Origin of the sequence: Kitasatospora sp. NPDC057595 (genome assembly GCF_042800875.1) — a bacterium.
Taxonomy (GTDB): Bacteria; Actinomycetota; Actinomycetes; order Streptomycetales; family Streptomycetaceae; genus Kitasatospora.
In genome coordinates, this window is sequence record NZ_JBHVGL010000001.1 from 175,245 (window position 1) to 194,451 (window position 19,207).

The following is a 19,207-nucleotide window of genomic DNA, read 5'->3' on the forward strand; positions in this document are numbered from 1 at the left end:
TCGTCTTCGACGGCGGTCATGCTATCGGGGGTTTGGGGTCGCTGGCCGGAGGGAAGTGAGGATTGCCTCTAACGGGTGATCCGAGGTTGCTGTTCCGGGTGGGGCGCCCGGGTCATTACTCTCGGGTAGGTGAGCACTGGAACAGATCCCCTCGCCCCGCTGGCCCAGCTCCCCGGAGTGCCGGACGCGGTGGCCGAGGTGCGCAAGGCCGTCGACCGCCTCTACGGCCACCGGGTGATGCGTCGCCGCGCGGCCGAGGTCACCTCCGAGTCCGCCCTGCGCGGCGCCCGCGCCTCGGCCGCGCTGGCCGGGGCCGACTGGCCGTTGGAGGAGGTCCGACGGCGCAGTGACTTCGGCGCGGACGCCGAGGCCCGCACGGTGGGCGCCGCGCTGCGGGTGGCGGCCGAGGCGGGCCAGCTGCTGAGCATCTGGCGGCACTCGCCGCTCCAGGTGCTGGCCCGGCTGCACCTGCTGGCGGTCGGGGACGCCGACCCCGCGGCGGGCCGCCCGCGGCAGGGCGGCGAGGGCGCCGACGACCCGTTCCCGCTGGAGCTGATGCCGGCGGAGGGTGTCGCGGCGGACCACGGCCCGGCGACCGCGCCGGCCGCCGCGGTGACGGACGGGCCGGTGCCGGCGCTGCCCGCGGCGCCCGGCCCGGAGGAGGTCGCCGCCCGGCTCGACCAGCTCTCCCGGCTGCTGGTCGCCCGCGCGGAGGGCCAGGGCGTCGGGACGCCGGCCCTGGTGGTCGCCTCGGTGGTGCACGGCGAACTGCTGGCGCTGCGGCCGTTCGGCGCGTACAACGGCCTGATCGCCCGGGCCGCCCAGCGGATCGTGCTGATCGCCGAGGGGCTCGACCCGAAGTCGATCTGCCCGGCCGAGGTCGGTCTGGTGGAGCTGGGGACGGACGCCTACCGGCGGGCGCTGGCCGGCTACCTGGCGGGGACGCCCGAGGGCCTGGCGGCCTGGATCGGCCACTGCGGCCGGGCGTTGCGGCTCGGCGTGCGGGAGAGCACGGCGGTCTGCGAGGCGATGCAGCGCGGCATGGTCTAGGGCCTGGCCCGGTGGGTGGATCCACCCACCCGAACAGCCCGGACAGCAGGATGCGGCGGCACCTGATCCTGCCAGGTGCCGCCGCTGGCACAGATGCCGGGTGACCATGCATGCACCGGAAAGTGCCGATCAGACGGGGATCCTGCCCGTTCGTCTGGTCCGGCGGCCCGACAGCGGGTCGGCTGCATGTGGGTGCTCGGTCATCTGTACGGCGGTCCGTGGGGCCTGAACTGCGTTGTCGGTTTGACCTCTTCGGTCCTGACCGGGTCTCGCGGGCCGTGCTTCATTTGTATCGCGTTTCGGGCGAAAGGGGAACCCGAAAAGTGGCGTCTTGGGCTTTTGACCGTTTTGTCCAACGCCTCGTGCTCAGGCCGCCGGGCGGCGGCGCCTGGCCGCGTACCAGATGACCCCGGCCGTCAGCGCGGCCGTGCCCACCGCCACCGCCGTCAGCACCGAGCGGCTCGGCGCGGAGAATTCCGGGAGCCTCCGCCGGAGTTCCACCGGCTTGTCGAAGACCAGCACCGGCCACTCGCGGGCCACCGCCTCCTTGCGCAGCGCCCGGTCCGGGTTGACCGCCGAGGGATGGCCGACCGCCTCCAGTAGCGGCAGGTCGGTCGACGAGTCGCTGTAGGCGTAGCACTCGGTCAGGTCGTAGCCCTCGACCCCGGCCAACTCCCGGATCGCGGCGGCCTTGTTCTCGGCGTAGGCGTAGTACTCGATCTCGCCGGTGTAGCAGCCGTCCTCGATCTTCAGCCTGGTCGCGATCACGTGGTCCGCGCCGAGCAGCGCACCGATCGGCTCGACCACCTCGGAGCCGGAGCTGCTGACGATGACCACGTCGCGGCCGGCCGCGTGGTGCTGCTCGATGAGCGAGGCGGCCTCGTCGTAGATGATCGGGTCGATCAGGTTGTGCAGGGTCTCGGCGACGATCTCGCGCACCTGCTGCACGTTCCAGCCCCGGGTCAGCGCGGAGAGGTACTCCCGCATCTTCTCCATCTGGTCGTGGTCCGCGCCGCCCACCAGGAAGACGAACTGGGCGTACGCACTTCGCAGGACGGCCCGACGGTTGATCAGGCCGCCCTGGTAGAACGGACGGCTGAACGCGAGGGCGCTCGACTTGGCGATGATCGTCTTGTCGAGGTCGAAGAAGGCGGCGGTGCGCGGGCCGGTCGGACCGGGTCGCACGGTCGGCGGACGGGGCCCGGACGGGCCGGAGCCGGGCGCTCCGGGGCGTGCGTCGGTCACGGCCGTCCCGTCGGGCCCGGGTGTCCCGTCGGTTCCGGCGGCTGCGGCGGTGGAGTCCGGGGACTCGTCGGCGTGCTCGTCGGCGTTCTCGGTGGTGTCCACGGGAACCGAGGATAGAGGGCGCCGCAAAACAGCCCGCCATTCGGCGTACTCGTGGGCGTGCGGGTTTGTGTTTCTGGCCGCTCGGGTACACCATGGAAGTCACGGATCGTTCGCGACCGTGCTAACCCGGTCCGGCTCCTCCCCCCCGAGTCGGGCCGTGGATAGACGACCCCCGCTCTCCCCCCCGGCGGGGGTCGTCGCACGTCCGGGGCCATTTCAGGGCTTGAACGGCCCGTCGTGCGGATCCGCGGGCCGGCCCCCGTGGCGCCTACAGGGGGTGTCGGGGAACGGGGGCGGTCGCCCGTTTTCGTCACTCTCCGTGGATGGTTCATAGGGCGTCGCTCATGGTCGGCGCCGGCCCCGGCCGCTTCGGGAATGCGGTCGGACCTGCCCCGGGGAGCGCGCGGTCCGCGCGGTGCTATCCGGTCGCGTCGGTATGGCGGTTCATCTCCGTGAGCCCGTTTCGTCAATTCTTTGTCCAATAGCCCCCCGTGCGGGTGAACGTTTTCGTCCACAGCCCATGAGTTGTCCACAGGGATTCGGAACCAGGCGGACGGAATCCGGATCACCGTCCACCGTGATGTCCGGCGGTGGTCGCCGGGTCCGTGCCGCGGGCCCGGCGACCGGCTGCCGGACCGACCGGACACCAGGACGACAGGGGAGCCCGCATGACGAAGCCCATCACCGACCACGCCACCACCGGCGGGCCGGAGCCCGTCGGGCCGCTCGTCCTCACCGGGGACGACGGCCTGGCCGAGCAGCTGCTGCGGATCTGCGCGGCGGCCGGCACCGAGCCCCGGCTGATCCGGGGCGAGCCGCCGCCGCGCGAACTGTGGGAGGGCGCCTCGCTGGTCCTGGTCGGCGACGACCGGTCCGGACAGTGCGCCGGGCTGCCCCGCAGACCCGGGGTGCTGCTGCTCGGGCTGGACCTCGACGACGCGGGCGTCTGGGTCAGGGCCGTCCAACTCGGCGCGGAGCACGTGCTGTTCCTGCCCGATGCCGAGGCCTGGCTGCTCGACCGCGTCGCCGACGCCGCCGAAGGGGTGGGCGCTCCCGCGCGCACCGTCGCCGTGCTCGGCGGGCGGGGCGGCGCGGGCGCCTCCACCCTGGCCTGCGCGCTCGCGGTCACCGCCGCGCGCCGGGGCCTGCACACCGTGCTGGTCGACGGTGACCCGCTCGGCGGCGGCCTCGACATCCTGCTCGGCGGCGAGACGGCCGCCGGCCTGCGCTGGCCGGACCTCGCCGGTTCCCGGGGCCGGGTGAACGGCGCCGAGCTGGCCCGGGCGCTGCCCGCGCTCAAGCGGCTCCGGACCCTGTCCTGCCTGTCCTGGGACCGCAGCGACACCCTCGCGGTGCCGCCCGAGGCCATGCGCAGCGTGCTGGCCGCCGCCCGCCGCCGGGGCGGACTCGTGGTGGTCGACGTGCCCCGACGGCTGGATCCGGCGGCCGGGCAGGCTCTGGAGCAGTCCGACACGGCGCTGCTGGTGGTGCCGGCCGAACTGCGCGCGGTGGCGGCCGCCGACCGGGTGGCCGCGTCCGTCCGGATGCGGCTGGACGACGTGCGGGCGGTGGTGCGGCCGCCGGGTCCCCTCGGGATCCCCCCGAACCGGGTGGCCCGGGGACTGCGGATGCAGCTCGCCGGGGTGCTGGAGCCGGAGCCCGGACTGGCCGTCGACCTCGAACAGGGCGTACCGCCCGGCATCCGGGAGAGCGGGCCGCTCGCCCGCTTCTGCGGGGCGTTCCTGGACGAGGTGCTGCCGCCGGTGCCGGCGGTCGAGGGGGGTGTCGCCTGATGGTGCGTCTGCGCAGGTCCGACGACGGTCCGGGTGCCGACCGCGGTGGTGGCGGGCCCGGGCCGGGTGAGCGGCGCGGGCTGCGGAGCGTCCCGGGTCCCGGGAGCGTCCCGGCGCCCCGGGCCGAACCGAACGCCTACGGCCGGACGGCGAGGGAGGAGCGTGCCGCCGCGCTGGTCGACGCCGTCCGGCTGCGGCTGGCCGAGTCCGGGTCGCCGCCGACCGCCGGCTCGGTGGCGACCGCCCTGCGCGCCGCCAGGCCGCCGCTCGGCGGCGACGACGTCCTGGACACCGTGCGCTCGCTCTGCGCCGAACTGGTGGGTGCGGGCCCGCTGGAACGGCTGCTGGCGGCGCCCGACGTCACGGACGTCCTGGTCAACGGACCGGACGAGATCTGGTTCGACCGGGGCGGGGGGCTGCGCCGGGCCACCGGCGTGCGCTTCACCGACCCGGAGGCGGTGCGCCGACTCGCCCACCGCCTCGCTACGGCGGCCGGGCGGCGGCTCGACGACGCGCGGCCCTGGGTGGACGCCCGGCTGCCGGACGGCACCCGGTTGCACGCCGTCCTGCCGCCGATCGCGGCCGGCTGCACCCACATCTCGCTGCGGGTGTGCCGCCCCCGGCCGTTCGGTCTCGACGAGCTGGTGACCGGCGGGGCGCTCCCGCCGCGCGGCGGCGAGCTGCTGGCCGCCGTGGTGCGGGCCCGGCTCTCGCTGCTGATCAGCGGGGGCACCGGCACGGGGAAGACCACGCTGCTCGCGGCGTTGCTCGGTCTGGTCGGTCCGGAGGAGCGGATCGTCGTCGCCGAGGACTCCGCCGAACTGCGGCCCGACCACCCGCACGTGGTGCGGCTCCAGGGGCGCCCGCCCAACCAGGAGGGGCTGGGCGAGCTCACCCTGCGGGACCTGGTCCGCCAGGCACTGCGGATGCGGCCCGACCGGCTGGTGGTCGGGGAGGTGCGCGGTGCCGAGGTGGCCGACCTGCTAGCCGCCCTCAACACCGGCCACGAAGGCGGCACCGGAACGGTCCACGCCAACACGGCGGCGGACGTGCCGGTCCGGCTGGAGGCGCTCGGCTCGCTGGCCGGGCTCGACCGTCCGGCCCTGCACAGCCAACTCCGCGCCGCCCTCGACCTGGTGGTGCACCTGGTGCGGGACCAGGCGACCGGGCGCCGGCGGGTCGCCGAGATCCACACCCTGGACGGCGACCGGCGCGGGCTCGCCGTCACCACCCCGGCGGTGGCGTTCACGGCGGACGGCGCCACCGTCCCGGGCCCCGGCTGGGAGCGTCTGACCGGTCTGCTCGCCGCCCGGGGAGCCGCCGTCGAGGAGGGCCCGTCGTGACGGCCGGGTTGGCGGAGGCGGCGTTCGCGCTGCTGATGGGCGGCTTTGCGGCGGGAGCCCTGCTGCTCCTCGGACCGGGCGGCGGGCCGAGGAGGCGCGGGGATCGCGGTGGTGGCGGCCGGGACGGCCCGGGCGCCCGAGCGGTCGATGTCGGGCGCCGGAGTGCGGGGTTGACGGCCTTCGGGTCCGTGGTGCGGCGGAGTGGCGTTGGTGGCGACGGCGAGGGAGGTGGTGGTCGTGGTGGTGGACGGGACGGCGCTGTGGTGGGCGCTGGTGCTGTGCGGGGCCGCGGTGGCGGCGTGGTGCGGGCTGAGGCGGCGGACGGCGGGCGTTCGTCGAGCCGGGGCGGTGCTGGCGGGTGATGCCGGCGCCGGTGTCGACAGCGGAGGCGGCGACGGCGTCGGAGGCGGCGACCGCGGTGCGGTGGCTGAGCTGGTGCGGTGGTCGGGCGGGCTCGGGCGGTCCCTTCGGAGCGCTCCCGAACTGCTGCTCCTGCCCGGAGGGTTGGCGGCCGGCGGGGCGGCGGGATCACCGGTCCCGGTCCTGGTGGCCGTCGCGGCCGTCCTGCCGGTGCGGCGGTGGCGGCTGCGGCGGGCGACGGCCGCCGAGGCGCGGCACCGGGCGTCCGCCGTGGTGGAGCTCTGCGCCGGGCTGGCGGGCGAGTTGCGCGGCGGGGCGAGGCCCGAACAGGCCCTGCACCTGGCGACCGCGCGGATCGCCGCCGATCCCGTGGCGCTGAGCAGGCTCGGTGCCGAACCGGTCGCCAGGCTCGCGGCCGGCCGGTACGGCGCGGACGTGCCCGCCGCGTTCCGGCTGCTCGCGGAACTGCCGGGCGGGAGCGGGGCGGCGGCGGTCGCCGCCTGCTGGGAGGTCGCCTCGGCCGGCGGATCGGGCCTGGCGGCCGGGTTGGACGGGGTGGCCGAGGCCCTGCGGGTCGAGCGGGCGCTCACGGAGGAGATCACCGCCGAGCTGGCGGCACCGCGCACCACGATCGCGGTGCTGGCGGCCCTGCCGCTCGCCGGTTTGCTGCTGGGCGCGGCTCTCGGGGCCGGGCCGCTGGAGGTGCTGTTCCACACGCCCGCCGGGCTGGCCTCCCTGGCGGCGGGCACGGCCCTGGAGGTACTGGGCCTGGCGTGGACCGCCCGCATCGTCCGGGGGGCCGCCGAGGGCGCCCTGGGCTCCGCCCCGGTGCAGGAGGCCGAGCCGCCGGCGGGGGAGTGGCGGTGCGGGATCACCCGGACCCGGGCCAGGCCGGGTCGGCCGAGCGGGGCGTTCCGCCGGGAGGTGGGGTGCGGATGACCTGGCTGACGGATCCGGCCGGCGCGGGAGTGCTGCTGGTCGGTGCGGTCGGTGCGGCCCGGCCCGGCAGACGGGCACGCCGACGGGCCGACGCCCTGCTCGGCACCGCCGATCCGCCCCGGCCGAGGCGGCCCGGGCGCTGGGCGGCGGCGCGGGGGAGCCCGGTCGTTCCGGGTCGGGCGCGGCGGGCTGCGACGGCGCTGGCGGCCGGGCTCGGGGCGGCGGTGTTCCTCGGCGGACCGGGAGGCCTGGTGACCGGCGGACTGCTGGCGGTCGTGCTGCACCGCTGGATGCCCCGGGCGAGGTCCCCTGCGCAGCGGCAGGCCGCGCTGGAGGAGGCGCGGCTGGTGCGACAGCTGCCGCTCACCGCCGAGTTGTTGGCGGCCTGTCTCGGGTCGGCGGCCTCGCCGGCGGCGGCGGTGGCGGCGGTCGGGGCGAGCGTGGACGCGCCCATGGGCCCGCGGCTGCTGTCGACGGCGGCGGAACTCGCGCTGGGGTCGCCGCCGGAGATCTGCTGGCGCCGGCTCGGGGAGGAACACCCGCCGCTGGCACCGCTGTCCCGGTGCCTGGTTCGGACGAGTCTGAGCGGTGCCCCTGCGGCGGCGGCGCTCTGCGGGCTCGCGAGCGGCCGGCGGGCCGAGGCCGTCCGGGCGGCGCACGCCCGCGTCCGTCGGGCCGGGGTGCTGGCGACGGCACCGCTCGGGCTGTGCTTTCTCCCGGCCTTCGTCCTGATCGGGGTGGCCCCGGTGGTCGTGGGGCTCACCGGCCGCTTCTCGCACGCGATGTGACGCAACACCGGATCCATTCGACGCAAGGAGGAACACCATGAACGTGGCGATCAAGACCGTGGCCGTGGCCGTCGTCGCTCCCGTCACCGCTTCCGGCGGGCCGGCCCACCGGATCGCGGGCGCGATCCGGCACCGGGTCCGGCACCAGGTCCGGCACCGGATCCGGGCCCGGAGCGGCTCGGACGCGGGGATGACGACCGCGGAGTACGCGGTCGGCACGCTCGGGGCGTGCGCCCTGGCGGCCGGGCTGTACAAGGTGGCGACCAGCACGGCCGTGCTGGAGGCGCTGGCCGGCGTCCTGGACCGGGCGCTCCATGCGGCCTGACCGGCCGCCGCGGCGCCCGCTCCGGCTGCGGCGCCCGCTCCGGCCGCGGCGGCCGCGACGGCGACGGCGCGGCGACGGTGGGTTCGTCACCGCCGAAACCGCCGTCGCGCTGCCGGCGCTGGTGCTGCTGGGCGTGCTGCTGGTCTGGGCCGTGCTCGCCGCGGCCGCCCAGCTCCGCTGTGTCGACGCGGCACGGGTGGGCGCCAGGGCGGCCGCGCGCGGGGAGGCCGATGCCGCCGGGGCCGCGCGGGCGGCCGCGCCGGCGGGAGCGGCCGTCCAGGTCGATCTGGCGCCGGACACCGTGCGGGTCACCGTGGACGCGCCGTACGGCGCGCCGGGGCGGTTCGCGGAGGTGCTCGCGGTGCGGCTGAGCGCCACCGCCGTCGCGGCCCGGGAGGACACCCTGCGGGGAGCGGAGGGAGGTGCGGGTCCGTGGGCGGGCTGAGGGTCCCGGCGCGTCTCGGGGCGCGCCGGTCCGACGCGGGATCGGCGACGGTCTGGCTGCTGGCCTGCGCGCTGCTCGGCTGTCTGGCGTGCAGCGCCGGGCTCTCGGTCGGCGCGGTGCTCGGCGCCCGCCACCGGGCGGAGTCCGCCGCCGACCTCGCGGCGCTCGCGGCGGCCGACGGGCTGCTGCTGGACGCGGACGGAGGTTGCGGCCGGGCCGGTGCCGTGGCGGCCGCGCAGGCGGCCGTCGTGGTCTCCTGCGCGGTGGACCGGGCGGCGGACGCCGTCGAGGTGGTGGCGCAGGTGCCCGTCGCCGGGCTGCCGTCGCGCCTGCCGGTCGGTCCGGCCCGGGGACGGTCCCGGGCCGGACCGATCAGGGCGCCGGTGGCGCCGACGGACGAGGAGGCGCGGGCCGCGCTGGGCGAATCCGGACCGATCGGGGGTGGCTCATGAGGCTCCCGGCGGGCCGTCTCCCTCGCCGGTGGGCCCGTCCGGCCCCGGCTTCTCCCCCGGCCCCTCCCCGGGCTTCCCCTCCGACGTCCCAGCTCGCTCCGCGGCCCGCGCGGCCTTCTCGGGGCCGTCGGCCGCCCGCGCCGGCGAGGGGCGTCCGGGGTGCCCGGACGGCCTGTCCCCGTCGGCTCCTCGGTCCTGTACGGCTCCTCCGTCCCGGCCGGGCTCTGCGGCGGTCCCGGGGGCGCCGGCGAGCAGCACGTCCAGCAGCCGGACGGCGGCCGCCTTGTCCAGCGGATCGTTGCCGTTGCCGCACTTGGGCGACTGCACGCAGGACGGGCAGCCGCGCTCGCACTCGCAGGCGGCGATCGCCTCCCGGGTGGCGGTCAGCCACTGCACGGCCCGCCGGAAGCCGCGTTCGGCGAAGCCAGCCCCACCGGGGTGGCCGTCGTAGACGAACACGGTGGGCAGCCCGGTGTCGGGGTGCAGCGGTACCGAGACGCCGCCGATGTCCCAGCGGTCGCAGGTGGCGAAGAGCGGCAGCAGGCCGATCGAGGCGTGCTCGGCGGCGTGGGCGGCGCCGGGCAGCTGGTCGGGCGGGATGTCCGCGTCGAGCAGCTGCTCCTCGGTGACCGACCACCACACGGCCCGGGTGCGCAGGGTCCGGGGCGGCAGGTCGAGCTTGCTCTCGCCCATGATCTCGCCGGTGGAGATCCGCTTGCGGAGGTAGCCGACCACCTGGTTGACCACCTCCACCGAGCCGAAACTGAGCCGGCCCTCGCCCCAGTCGACGGTGGTGTCGGTGGAGAGCACGGAGATGGAGGTGATGTCCCGCGCGGAGGTCGTGTAGGGCGGGTCGGCGGGCTCGACCAGGGCGACCGAGTTCTCCAGGTCGAAGTCCCGGACCAGGTAGCTGCGGCCCTGGTGGAGGTGGACCGCCCCGGTGTGCACGGTGGTGTGGGCGGCGGAGGCGTCCACGGTGCCGAGCAGCCGGCCGGTCGGGGCCTCGACGATCTGCACCGGACTGCCCCCGCTGCCCCGCAGGTCGACGGCGTCGGCGGCCCGCTCGCGGCGGGTCCAGTACCAGGCGTCGCCGCGCCGGCGGAGCAGTCCGCGCCGCTCCAGCACCGGCAGCAGCGGCGCGGCCGAGGGACCGAACAGCTCCAGGTCCGGATCGGTGAGCGGCAGCTCGGCGGCGGCCGCGCACAGGTGCGGGGCGAGCACGTGCGGGTTGTCCGGGTCGAGCACGGTGGCCTCGACCGGGGTGGCGAACAGCGCCTCCGGGTGGTGCACCAGATAGGTGTCCAGCGGCTCGTCCCGGGCGATCAGGACGGCGAGCGCGCCCTGGGCCTCGCGTCCGGCCCGGCCGGCCTGCTGCCACAGCGAGGCCCGGGTGCCCGGGTAGCCGGCCATCAGGACGGCGTCCAGACCGGAGACGTCGACCCCGAGTTCGAGGGCGGAGGTGGAGGCGAGGCCGAGCAGCCGGCCGGAGTGCAGCTCGCGTTCCAGGGCCCGGCGCTCGTCGGCGAGGTAGCCGCCGCGGTAGGCGGCGACCCGGTCGGCGAGCGGGCGGCCGAGCTGGTCCTGGGTCTGCAGGGCGACGAGCTCGGCGGCCCGCCGGGAGCGGACGAAGACGACGGTGCGGGTCTCCCGCTCGACCAGGTCGGTCAGCAGGTGGGCGGCCTCGGCGGTGGCGGTGCGGCGGACCGGCGCCCCGTTCTCGCCGACGTTCTCGGTGAGCGGGGGCTCCCAGAGCCCGAAGACCATCGGGCCGCGCGGTGAGGCGTCCTCGGTGACCGCCTCGGCGGGCAGACCGGTGAGGCGGCGGGCGGTGACGGCCGGGTCGGCGGTGGTGGCCGAGGCGAGCAGGAAGACGGGCGAGGAGCCGTAGCGGGCGCAGATCCGCCGCAGCCGGCGCAGTACCTGGGCCACGTGCGAGCCGAAGACGCCGCGGTAGCCGTGGCACTCGTCGACGACGACGTAGCGCAGGGTCTTGAGGAAGGAGGACCAGCGGGCGTGCGCGGGCAGGATGCCGCGGTGCAGCATGTCCGGATTGGTGAGGACGTAGGAGGCGTACTGGCGGACCCACTCGCGCTCCTCGGGCGGGGTGTCGCCGTCGTAGAGGGCGGCCCGGACGCGGGGCGGGGCGAGCTCCGCGGCCCGCCGGCGCTGGTCGGCGGCGAGCGCCTTGGTCGGGGCGAGGTAGAGCGCGGTGGCTCCCCGGCCGTTGCGCGCCTCGGTGCCGTCCAGCAGGTCGGAGAGCACCGGTCCGAGGTAGCCGAGGGACTTGCCCGAGGCGGTCCCTGTGGCGATCACCACAGATTGACCGGATTTGGCCAGGTTCATCGCCTCGGCCTGGTGGGCCCAGGGCTGCCGGACACCCATGGCCTGGGCGGATGCGGTGATCTCGGGCCGGATCCAGTCGGGCCACGGCGCATACCGGGCGCGCCGGGCGGGAAGGTGCTCCGTATGGGTGAGCCGGTCCGACCGCCCTCGGGTGGTGGACAGGGTCGTGAGCAGTGCCTCGGGCAGGCTGTGACGCGGCGGCATGAGGACCCAGTGTGTCACCGGCGTGACGGAGAATCGTCCTAAGCCATCGTGCGGGCATGGTCGCAGGTGGTTGAATGTGGCCGTGACGGCCGTACGGCCGGGGGTCGCAGCGCTGAGGCTCGCCACGCACTGGCTGGGCGTGCCCGGAGCTCGCGACCATGCGGTGACGGCCGTCCGGCCGAGGATCGCAATGACGTAGCAAGGCAAGGTGCTGGAGGTTCCGTGGACCTGTCCCTGTCGACCCGTACAGTCGGCGACCGCACGGTCGTCGAGGTTGGCGGCGAGATCGATGTGTACACCGCCCCCAAGCTGCGCGAGCAGCTGGTCGAGCTCGTCAACGACGGTAGCTACCACCTCGTCGTCGACATGGAGGGCGTGGACTTCCTGGACTCCACGGGCCTCGGCGTGCTGGTGGGCGGTCTGAAGCGGGTGCGTGCCCACGAGGGCTCGCTGCGCCTGGTGTGCAACCAGGAGCGCATTCTGAAGATCTTCCGGATCACCGGGCTGACCAAGGTCTTCCCGATCCACAGCTCGGTGGACGACGCGGTCCAGGCGACCGACTGATCCGCAGGACCGACTGACCCGGCCGGGCCGGCCCTCAGCGGCCGGTCCGCCCGATTCCCATGCGTCCGGGAGCCGGGGCCGCGCGCCCCGGCCCGTCCGGTCGCCCCAGGGCCGGTCGACACCGGCCCGCAGGGGCCGTGGACCGGCCCCGGTCGGAGCACCCCGAGGGGGAAGAGATGGCAACCGTCGAACTTCGATTCAGCGCGCTTCCCGAACACGTGCGGACGGCCCGGCTGGTCGCCGCGGCGGTCGCCAGGCGAGCCGGGGTCGACGAGTCGGTGCTCGACGAGGTGCGGCTCGCCGTGGGCGAGGCGTGCTCCCGCGCGGTCGGCCTGCACCGGCGCGGGGACGTCAAGGGCGCGGTGCGCGTCGCACTGATCGACCAGAAGAAGCGTTTCCTCATCGAGGTCGAGGACGAGGCCGGTCTCGACACCGTCCCGACCGCCGGTGCGGCGGACGGCGCCGAGCCGGACGAGGACGCCCTCGGTCTCGCGGTGCTCACCGGCCTGGTCGAGGACCTGGAGGTCACCGCCGGTGCCGACGGCGGACTGATCCGGATGAGCTGGCCGGCCTCGGCGGACACCCTCGCGCTCTGAGCGGCGCGCGGGGACCGGCGAGCGGCGCGCGGCGAGCGGGAGGCCGCGCGCACAGCACAGCGGGGGCGGCCCGGGCGGGGACCGGGAGTCGAACGGCGGCCGTGTAGGTTCGCAGTTCGACGACCGAAACCGAAAGGGCTTCTCCCGGTGAACAAGCGACTGCTGGCCGTACCCGCGCTCGGGGCGCTGCTGGCGTTCGGTGCCGTCGGCTGCGGCGACGACAACAGCAAGCAGCTGGAGTCCTGGTCGGCGAACGTGTGCGGCGCCGCCAAGGACCCGATCGCCCAGGCGCAGACCGCGCTGGCGGATACCGCGCAGGTGAAGACCGGCGAAGTCCCGGCCGACCTCCAGAAGCGCCTCTCGGCGGACCTCGGCCAGCTGGCCAAGACCAACCAGGACATCGCCGCGGCCATCGACAAGGCCGGTGCCCCCAAGGTGGACGACGGCGCGACCCTGCAGAAGGACACCGTCGCCGAGCTCAACAAGGCGGCCGACGGCTACGTCGAGATCCAGAAGAAGCTGGACGCGCTCTCCGTCGACGACCAGTCGAAGTTCGCCGACGGGCTGCGCAGCGTGGCCGACCAGATCCAGCAGCTGTCCGCGCTCTCCACGCAGGCGCAGGGCAAGCTGCAGCGCGGCGATCTCGGCGCGGCGATGGCCAAGCAGGAGGGGTGCAAGCCGGGTACGGCGGCCGCCGCGCCGACGGGTGGCTCGACGGGCAGCCCGTCGGCCGCGCCGACGGACGCGGCCACCGGCGCGCCCGCGGCGGGCGCCACGGACGGGGCGAGCCCGGCGGGCGACCCCGCCGCCGCGCCCTCCACCCCGGCCGCCGCCCCCTCGGCGAGCTGACCGAACGCTGACCGAACGCACCCCCACCCCCTCGGCCCCGGCCGCCGAGGGGGTGGTCGGCGTTGGCGAGGACGGCCCACCGGCGGGAGCCTCGGCGAGCGCGCCGGCGAGCGCGCCCGCGAATGCCTCGGCCGGCGCCTCCGCGAGGGCCTCGGCGAAGGCGGGAAGGACGGGTGCGGGGGCCGCGCGGGGGACAATGGCGGGGTGATCAGTAGCCCCGCTCTCGACCCGACCCGCCTCGCCAAGCTGCGCGAGGCGCTGCTCGCCGCCTCGTACACCGCCGACGGCTGCCTGGACCTGCTCGGGCCCACCGGGTACGCGGCGCTGGCCCGCAGCGAGGCCGTGCCCGCGCTGCGCGCGACCCGTGGCGGCAGCCCGCTGGAGACGCTGGTGCGGCTCTTTCTGCTGCAGCAGCCCGTGCCGTACAAGGCGGCCGCCGCCGCGCTGCCGGTGGAGGACTGCCTGGCCGACGGCTGGCTGCGCCCGGACGGCGAGCTGGTGCGCGCCACCGTGGACGTCCGCCCGTACGCCAACGAGGTCGCCGGGCTGCCGGGTTCGGACGCCTGGGTGGTCTCCGACCTCGGCTGCGCGGTCGGCGGCGCGGGCGGGATCGGCTCCGGCGAGACCGCGCACGGCGTGGCCCGCAAGGACCTGGTGCTCGGGGTGGGCGGCGCGTCCACCACGCTGGGCAACATCACCGTGCGCCGGCCGGTCCGCTCGGCGCTGGACCTCGGTTCCGGCTCCGGCGTGCAGGCGCTGCACGCCGCCCGGCACGCCCAGCGGGTGACCGCCACCGACCTCAACGCGCGGGCGCTGCGCTTCACCGAGCTGACCCTGGCGCTGTCCGGTTTCGACAACACGGAGACCGCTGCCGGCAGCCTCTTCGAGCCGGTGGGGGAGCGGCGGTTCGACCTGATCGTCTCCAACCCGCCGTTCGTGATCTCCCCGGCCGGCCGGTTCACCTACCGCGACGGCGGGATGGCCGGCGACGACCTCTGCCGCAGCCTGGTCCGCTCGGCCGCCGAGCACCTGGAACCGGGCGGCTACTGCCAGTTGCTGGCCAACTGGCAGCACGTCAAGGGCGAGGACTGGCACGACCGGCTGGCCGGCTGGGTGGCCGGCACCGGCCTGGACGCCTGGATCGTCCAGCGCGAGGTGCAGGACGTGGCCCAGTACGCCGAACTATGGCTGCGCGACGGCGGCGACCACCGCGGGCCGGGCGGCGACTACCGGGCCCGGTACGGGGAGTGGCTGGACGCCTTCGAGGCCGGCCGGGTCGAGGGCATCGGCTTCGGCTGGATCACCCTGCGGGCGAGCGGCGCCGAGCGGCCGACCGTCCGGGTCGAGGAGTGGCCGCACCCGGTGGAGCAGCCGCTCGGCCCGCACATCGAGGAGTGGTTCGACCGGCAGGACTTCCTGCGCACGCACGACGACGCGGGCCTGCTGGCGGCGCGGTACGTGCTGGCCGACGAGGTGGTCCAGGAGCAGGTGGGCGCGCCGGGGGCGGAGGACCCGGAGCACGTGATCCTGCGTCACAACCGCGGCATGCGCCGGGCCACCAAGGTGGACACGGTGGGCGCCGGCTTCGTCGGGGTCTGCGACGGGACGCTGTCGGCGGGCGAGATCGTCGACGCCATCGCCCAGCTGCTGGGCGAGGACCGGGTGGTGCTGCGGGACCGGGTGCCGGAGTCGCTGCGGCTGCTCACCGAGCAGGGGTTCATCCGGCCGGTGGTCTGAGCGCCGGCGGCCTGAACCAGGCGGTCCGAGCGCCGGCGACGCCCGGGCCGCCGGAGGTTCTAGCGCAGGCGGTCCGGGCGTCGCCGGTTCACTTCCCGGCTTCCCCCGGTTCGTCGGCCGTTCGCCGAACGTCTTCCCCTCGTTGGCCCTGGACTGTGAGGCTCTGTCCACAGGCTGTGGACAGAGCTGGGGGCGGCTGGGGTGGAAACGACGACGGCGGCCGTGGGGGGCACGGTGTTCGTCCTCTTCGGCGGCGCGCTGCTGCTCTGGTGCGCCGCCGAAGCGCGCCTGCGCCACCGAGTACGCCGCCGGGGCCGGCCGGCCGTCGCGACCGTGGTCGCCGAGACCGACGTGCACGGCGCGCTCGACAGCGCACCCCTGCTCTCCTTCGCCACCGAGCCGGCGGCCGTCGGAGCGCGCGGTGGAGGAGCGCCGGGTGTCCTGGCCGTCGAGGCGTGCGAGCTGGTGCTGACCCGTCCGCGCGGCCACACTCCGCTGCGCCGCCCGGCCCGGCTGGTCCCGGGCACCTCCGTCCGGATCGCCTACGATCCCCGCCGCCCCGCCCGCGCGGTGCTCGCGCCGGAGGAGATCGGCCCGCGGACCGTCCTCGCCGACCTGCTGTGGACGGTGCTCGGCCTCGGCTGCCTGGCGGCCGGGGCGCTTCTGCTGCTCAGCGCCGGGTAGCCCGCCCGCGCCGGGGGTCCCGTGGACCCCGGCGGTCGCCCCGATATTCCGTTGACAGATTTCGAAATCCGTCATTCCATCCTTCGAAACCCGCCGAAGCCCCCCTCCGCAGGGCGCGACGCGTCGCCCTCGGGTTACCGTTCGAGTGGCGTCGGTCGGCCTTGCCGGTGAAATTGCGGGATCCGTCCGTTTGACAAGGGTGGCCGGGGTACGGTCACACTCCGCTGGTGGGGTCGTCGTACAGCGGCAGCCCCGGGACGGTGGAGGGGTCGGGCGGAGCGCAGCCCGTGCAGCCGGCGCCGACCAGCTCACGTAACGACCGGGAGAGAAGAGCGAAGGTGTCCCCGAGCAGCGAGACCGCGCACGGACAGCGACTCGTCATTGTCGAGTCGCCGGCCAAGGCGAAGACGATCAAGGGCTACCTGGGCCCCGGCTACATCGTCGAGGCGAGCGTCGGGCACATTCGCGACCTCCCGAGCACGGCCGCCGAGGTCCCGGACAAGTACACCGGCGAGGTGCGCCGTCTCGGTGTGGACGTGGACCACGACTTCGCACCGATCTACGTGGTCAACGCGGACAAGAAGTCCCAGGTCAGCAAGTTGAAGTCGCTGCTCGCGGAGTCCGACGAGCTCTTCCTCGCCACCGATGAGGACCGCGAGGGCGAGGCCATCGCGTGGCACCTCCAGCAGGTGCTCAAGCCCAAGGTGCCGGTGCACCGCATGGTGTTCCACGAGATCACCAAGTCGGCCATCCAGGAGGCGGTGGCCAACCCGCGCCAGCTGAACCAGCGTCTGGTCGACGCCCAGGAGACCCGCCGCATCCTCGACCGCCTGTACGGCTTCGAGGTCTCGCCGGTGCTCTGGAAGAAGGTCATGCCGAAGCTGTCGGCCGGCCGCGTGCAGTCGGTCGCGACCCGGCTGGTGGTCGAGCGCGAGCGCGAGCGGATGGCGTTCCGCTCGGCCTCGTACTGGGACCTGGTCGGCACCTTCGGCACCGGCCGCGCCCCGGCCGACGCGGCCAACCCGGAGAGCTTCGGCGCCCGGCTGATCGCCGTCGACGGCAAGCGGATCGCCAGCGGCCGCGACTTCGGCCAGGACGGCCGGCTCAAGGCGGGCAGCGCCAGCACCCTGCACCTGGACGAGCAGGCCGCCCGCGCGCTGGCCGCCGCCCTGGAGCAGACCGCGTTCTCGGTGCGCGGCGTCGAGTCCAAGCCCTACCGCCGCTCGCCGTACGCGCCGTTCCGCACCACCACGCTGCAGCAGGAGGCCAGCCGCAAGCTGGGCTTCGGCGCCAAGCGGACCATGCAGGTGGCCCAGAAGCTGTACGAGAACGGCTTCATCACCTATATGCGCACCGACTCCACCACGCTGTCGGACACCGCCGTCTCGGCGGCCCGCGCCCAGGTCACCCAGCTGTACGGCGCCGACTACCTGCCGGACGCGCCGCGCACCTACGCCTCCAAGGTGAAGAACGCGCAGGAGGCGCACGAGGCGGTCCGCCCGTCCGGCGACCGCTTCCGCACCCCCGCCGAGACCGGCCTGAGCGGCGACGACTTCCGGCTCTACGAGCTGATCTGGATGCGCACCGTCGCCTCCCAGATGAAGGACGCGGTCGGCCAGTCGGTCACCGTCAAGGTGGGCGGCCGGTCCGCCGACGGCCGGGACGTCGAGTTCTCCGCCTCCGGCAAGATCATCACCTTCCACGGCTTCCTCAAGGCCTACGTCGAGGGCGCCGACGACCCGAACGCCGAGCTGGACGACCGCGAGCGCCGGCTGCCGCAGGTCGCCCAGGGCGACCCGCTGGCCGCCGAGCAGCTCACCCCGGAGGGCCACGCCACCAAGCCGCCGGCCCGCTACACCGAGGCCTCGCTGGTCAAGGAGCTGGAGGACCGGGAGATCGGCCGCCCCTCCACCTACGCCTCGATCATCGACACCATCATCGGCCGCCGGTACGTCTTCAAGAAGGGGACGGCGCTGGTGCCGTCGTTCCTCTCCTTCGCCGTGGTCAACCTGCTGGAGAAGCACTTCGGCCGGCTGGTCGACTACGACTTCACCGCGAAGATGGAGGACGACCTCGACCGGATCGCGGCCGGTGAGGCGCAGTCGGTGCCGTGGCTCAAGCGCTTCTACTTCGGCGAGGGCGACGAGGGCGCTGCCGCCGGCGGCGCCGCCGAGGCCGGAAACGGCGACGGCGACCACCTGGGCGGCCTGAAGGAGCTGGTCACCGACCTCGGCGCGATCGACGCCCGGGAGATCAGCTCGTTCCGGGTCAGCGACGACATCACCCTGCGGGTCGGCCGCTACGGCCCGTACGTGGAGCGCGCCTCCGAGGTCGAGGGCGAGCCCGGCCAGCGCGCCGACATCCCGGACGAGCTGCCGCCGGACGAGCTGACCGTCGAGCTGGCCGAGGAGCTGCTGGCCAGCCCCAGCGGCGACTACGAGCTCGGCCCGGACCCGGTGAGCGGCAACCAGCTGGTCGCCAAGAAGGGCCGGTTCGGCCCGTACGTCACCGAGATCCTGCCCGAGGGCACGCCCAAGACCGGCAAGAACGCCGTCAAGCCGCGCACCGCCTCGCTGTTCAAGACGATGTCGCTGGACACCGTCACGCTGGAGGACGCGCTCAAGCTGCTCTCGCTGCCGCGCGTGGTCGGCCTCGACCAGGAGGGCGTGGAGATCACCGCACAGAACGGCCGCTACGGCCCGTACCTGAAGCGCGGCACCGACTCCCGCTCGCTCGCCGACGAGGACCAGCTGTTCACGGTCACGCTGGAGGAGGCGCTGGCGATCTACGCCCAGCCCAAGCAGCGCGGCCGGGCCGCCGCCGCGCCGCCGCTCAAGGAGCTGGGCACCGACCCGGTCAGCGAGCGCCCGGTGGTGGTCAAGGACGGCCGGTTCGGTCCGTACGTGACCGATGGCGAGACCAACGCCACGCTCCGCAAGGACGACGCGGTCGAGACCATCACCCCCGAGCGCGGCTACGAGCTGCTCGCCGAGAAGCGGGCGCGCGGGCCGGTGAAGAAGACGGCGAAGAAGGCCCCGGCGAAGAAGGCGGCGGCCAAGAAGACCGCGACCAAGACCGCCGCCAAGAAGACCACGGCGGCGGCCAAGACCGCGGCGAAGAAGACCACCGCCGCGAAGAAGACCGCCACCAAGGCGGCGGCGGCCAAGAAGACCGCCGCGAGCAAGGCCACCGCCACCGACGAGGGCTGACCCCCGCTCGGTCGCACCCGGGCCCGCGTCCGCCCCGGCGGCGCGGGCCCGAACCGTTCGCCGATCCGCTCCGGCGGTGCGGGCCCGAACCGTTCGCCGATCCGCTCCGGCGGGCCCGGGACCGGGCGTGACAGGGTCGTGCGCGGATCGTCACAACCCGGTGGCGGCGGCCGTCCGGA

General features: G+C 75.3%; 16 protein-coding genes. 14 read left to right on the forward strand and 2 right to left on the reverse strand.

Annotated elements, in window-relative coordinates; all coding sequences use genetic code 11:
* Positions 1-129: 129 nt before the first annotated feature.
* Positions 130-1,050, forward strand: coding sequence for an oxidoreductase (locus ACFU9E_RS00850; RefSeq protein ID WP_380685541.1), 921 nt, complete (start codon positions 130-132; stop codon positions 1,048-1,050).
* Positions 1,051-1,416: 366 nt separating this feature from the next.
* Here the strand turns inward: ACFU9E_RS00850 and ACFU9E_RS00855 are convergent, their stop codons facing one another.
* Positions 1,417-2,235 carry an HAD family hydrolase gene (locus ACFU9E_RS00855; protein WP_380685557.1) on the reverse strand — a complete coding sequence of 273 codons (819 nt, stop codon included), beginning with the start codon at positions 2,233-2,235 and terminating at the stop codon, positions 1,417-1,419.
* 830 nt (positions 2,236-3,065) lie between these two features.
* Between ACFU9E_RS00855 and ssd the strand changes: the two genes are divergently transcribed.
* The 7 genes from ssd to ACFU9E_RS00890 all read left to right on the forward strand — a co-directional run bounded on the left by ssd (position 3,066) and on the right by ACFU9E_RS00890 (position 8,842).
* The gene (ssd, locus tag ACFU9E_RS00860; protein ID WP_380685543.1) at positions 3,066-4,190 is read left to right on the forward strand and encodes a septum site-determining protein Ssd; all 1,125 of its coding nucleotides are present in this window, start codon (positions 3,066-3,068) and stop codon (positions 4,188-4,190) included.
* Positions 4,190-5,533, forward strand: a complete 1,344-nt coding sequence (locus ACFU9E_RS00865; protein WP_380685545.1) for a TadA family conjugal transfer-associated ATPase — start codon at positions 4,190-4,192, stop codon at positions 5,531-5,533. Before ssd ends, ACFU9E_RS00865 begins: the two co-directional genes overlap by 1 nt.
* 210 nt (positions 5,534-5,743) lie before the next feature.
* Positions 5,744-6,832: a type II secretion system F family protein gene (locus ACFU9E_RS00870; protein ID WP_380685547.1), complete on the forward strand. Its 1,089-nt coding sequence runs from the start codon at positions 5,744-5,746 to the stop codon at positions 6,830-6,832.
* Positions 6,829-7,620 (forward strand): type II secretion system F family protein, encoded by a 792-nt coding sequence (locus tag ACFU9E_RS00875; RefSeq protein WP_380685549.1) that lies wholly within the window; start codon positions 6,829-6,831, stop codon positions 7,618-7,620. Before ACFU9E_RS00870 ends, ACFU9E_RS00875 begins: the two co-directional genes overlap by 4 nt.
* Before the next feature lie 37 nt (positions 7,621-7,657).
* Entirely contained in the window at positions 7,658-7,945 is a 288-nt protein-coding gene (locus tag ACFU9E_RS00880) for a DUF4244 domain-containing protein (protein WP_380685551.1), read from the forward strand.
* Complete coding sequence (locus ACFU9E_RS00885; protein WP_380685553.1) at positions 7,935-8,390, forward strand: TadE family type IV pilus minor pilin; 456 nt, start codon at positions 7,935-7,937, stop codon at positions 8,388-8,390. Before ACFU9E_RS00880 ends, ACFU9E_RS00885 begins: the two co-directional genes overlap by 11 nt.
* A complete protein-coding gene (locus ACFU9E_RS00890; protein ID WP_380714693.1) occupies positions 8,378-8,842 on the forward strand; it encodes an Rv3654c family TadE-like protein in 465 nt (154 codons plus the stop codon). Before ACFU9E_RS00885 ends, ACFU9E_RS00890 begins: the two co-directional genes overlap by 13 nt.
* Here the strand turns inward: ACFU9E_RS00890 and ACFU9E_RS00895 are convergent.
* Entirely contained in the window at positions 8,837-11,389 is a 2,553-nt protein-coding gene (locus tag ACFU9E_RS00895) for a DEAD/DEAH box helicase (protein ID WP_380687709.1), read from the reverse strand. The genes ACFU9E_RS00890 and ACFU9E_RS00895 overlap by 6 nt on opposite strands.
* 222 nt (positions 11,390-11,611) lie before the next feature.
* On the opposite strand from ACFU9E_RS00895, the gene bldG reads away from it, so the two are divergent.
* The 6 genes from bldG (at position 11,612) to topA (ending at position 19,028) form a co-directional block, all read left to right on the forward strand.
* Positions 11,612-11,953 (forward strand): anti-sigma factor antagonist BldG, encoded by a 342-nt coding sequence (gene bldG / locus ACFU9E_RS00900; protein ID WP_355360232.1) that lies wholly within the window; start codon positions 11,612-11,614, stop codon positions 11,951-11,953.
* Positions 11,954-12,129: 176 nt separating this feature from the next.
* Complete coding sequence (locus ACFU9E_RS00905; protein WP_355360229.1) at positions 12,130-12,549, forward strand: ATP-binding protein; 420 nt, start codon at positions 12,130-12,132, stop codon at positions 12,547-12,549.
* 147 nt (positions 12,550-12,696) lie between these two features.
* A complete protein-coding gene (locus ACFU9E_RS00910) occupies positions 12,697-13,398 on the forward strand; it encodes a small secreted protein (protein WP_380687712.1) in 702 nt (233 codons plus the stop codon).
* 204 nt (positions 13,399-13,602) lie between these two features.
* Complete coding sequence (locus ACFU9E_RS00915; protein ID WP_380687714.1) at positions 13,603-15,135, forward strand: methyltransferase; 1,533 nt, start codon at positions 13,603-13,605, stop codon at positions 15,133-15,135.
* Between the two features lie 222 nt (positions 15,136-15,357).
* Positions 15,358-15,819, forward strand: coding sequence for a DUF3592 domain-containing protein (locus ACFU9E_RS00920; RefSeq protein ID WP_380689320.1), 462 nt, complete (start codon positions 15,358-15,360; stop codon positions 15,817-15,819).
* A gap of 338 nt (positions 15,820-16,157) precedes the next feature.
* Complete coding sequence (gene topA, locus ACFU9E_RS00925) at positions 16,158-19,028, forward strand: type I DNA topoisomerase (RefSeq protein WP_380689318.1); 2,871 nt, start codon at positions 16,158-16,160, stop codon at positions 19,026-19,028.
* Positions 19,029-19,207 lie beyond the last annotated feature (179 nt).

What these genes read in the sequence shown, in the direction of transcription:
- ssd (WP_380685543.1), top strand. Translation starts at nt 3,066, where the DNA reads ATGACGAAGCCCATCACCGACCACGCCACCACCGGCGGGCCGGAGCCC.
- ACFU9E_RS00895 (WP_380687709.1), bottom strand. Translation starts at nt 11,389, where the DNA reads ATGCCGCCGCGTCACAGCCTGCCCGAGGCACTGCTCACGACCCTGTCC.
- ACFU9E_RS00880 (WP_380685551.1), top strand. Translation starts at nt 7,658, where the DNA reads ATGAACGTGGCGATCAAGACCGTGGCCGTGGCCGTCGTCGCTCCCGTC.
- ACFU9E_RS00875 (WP_380685549.1), top strand. Translation starts at nt 6,829, where the DNA reads ATGACCTGGCTGACGGATCCGGCCGGCGCGGGAGTGCTGCTGGTCGGT.
- ACFU9E_RS00905 (WP_355360229.1), top strand. Translation starts at nt 12,130, where the DNA reads ATGGCAACCGTCGAACTTCGATTCAGCGCGCTTCCCGAACACGTGCGG.
- ACFU9E_RS00885 (WP_380685553.1), top strand. Translation starts at nt 7,935, where the DNA reads ATGCGGCCTGACCGGCCGCCGCGGCGCCCGCTCCGGCTGCGGCGCCCG.
- ACFU9E_RS00865 (WP_380685545.1), top strand. Translation starts at nt 4,190, where the DNA reads ATGGTGCGTCTGCGCAGGTCCGACGACGGTCCGGGTGCCGACCGCGGT.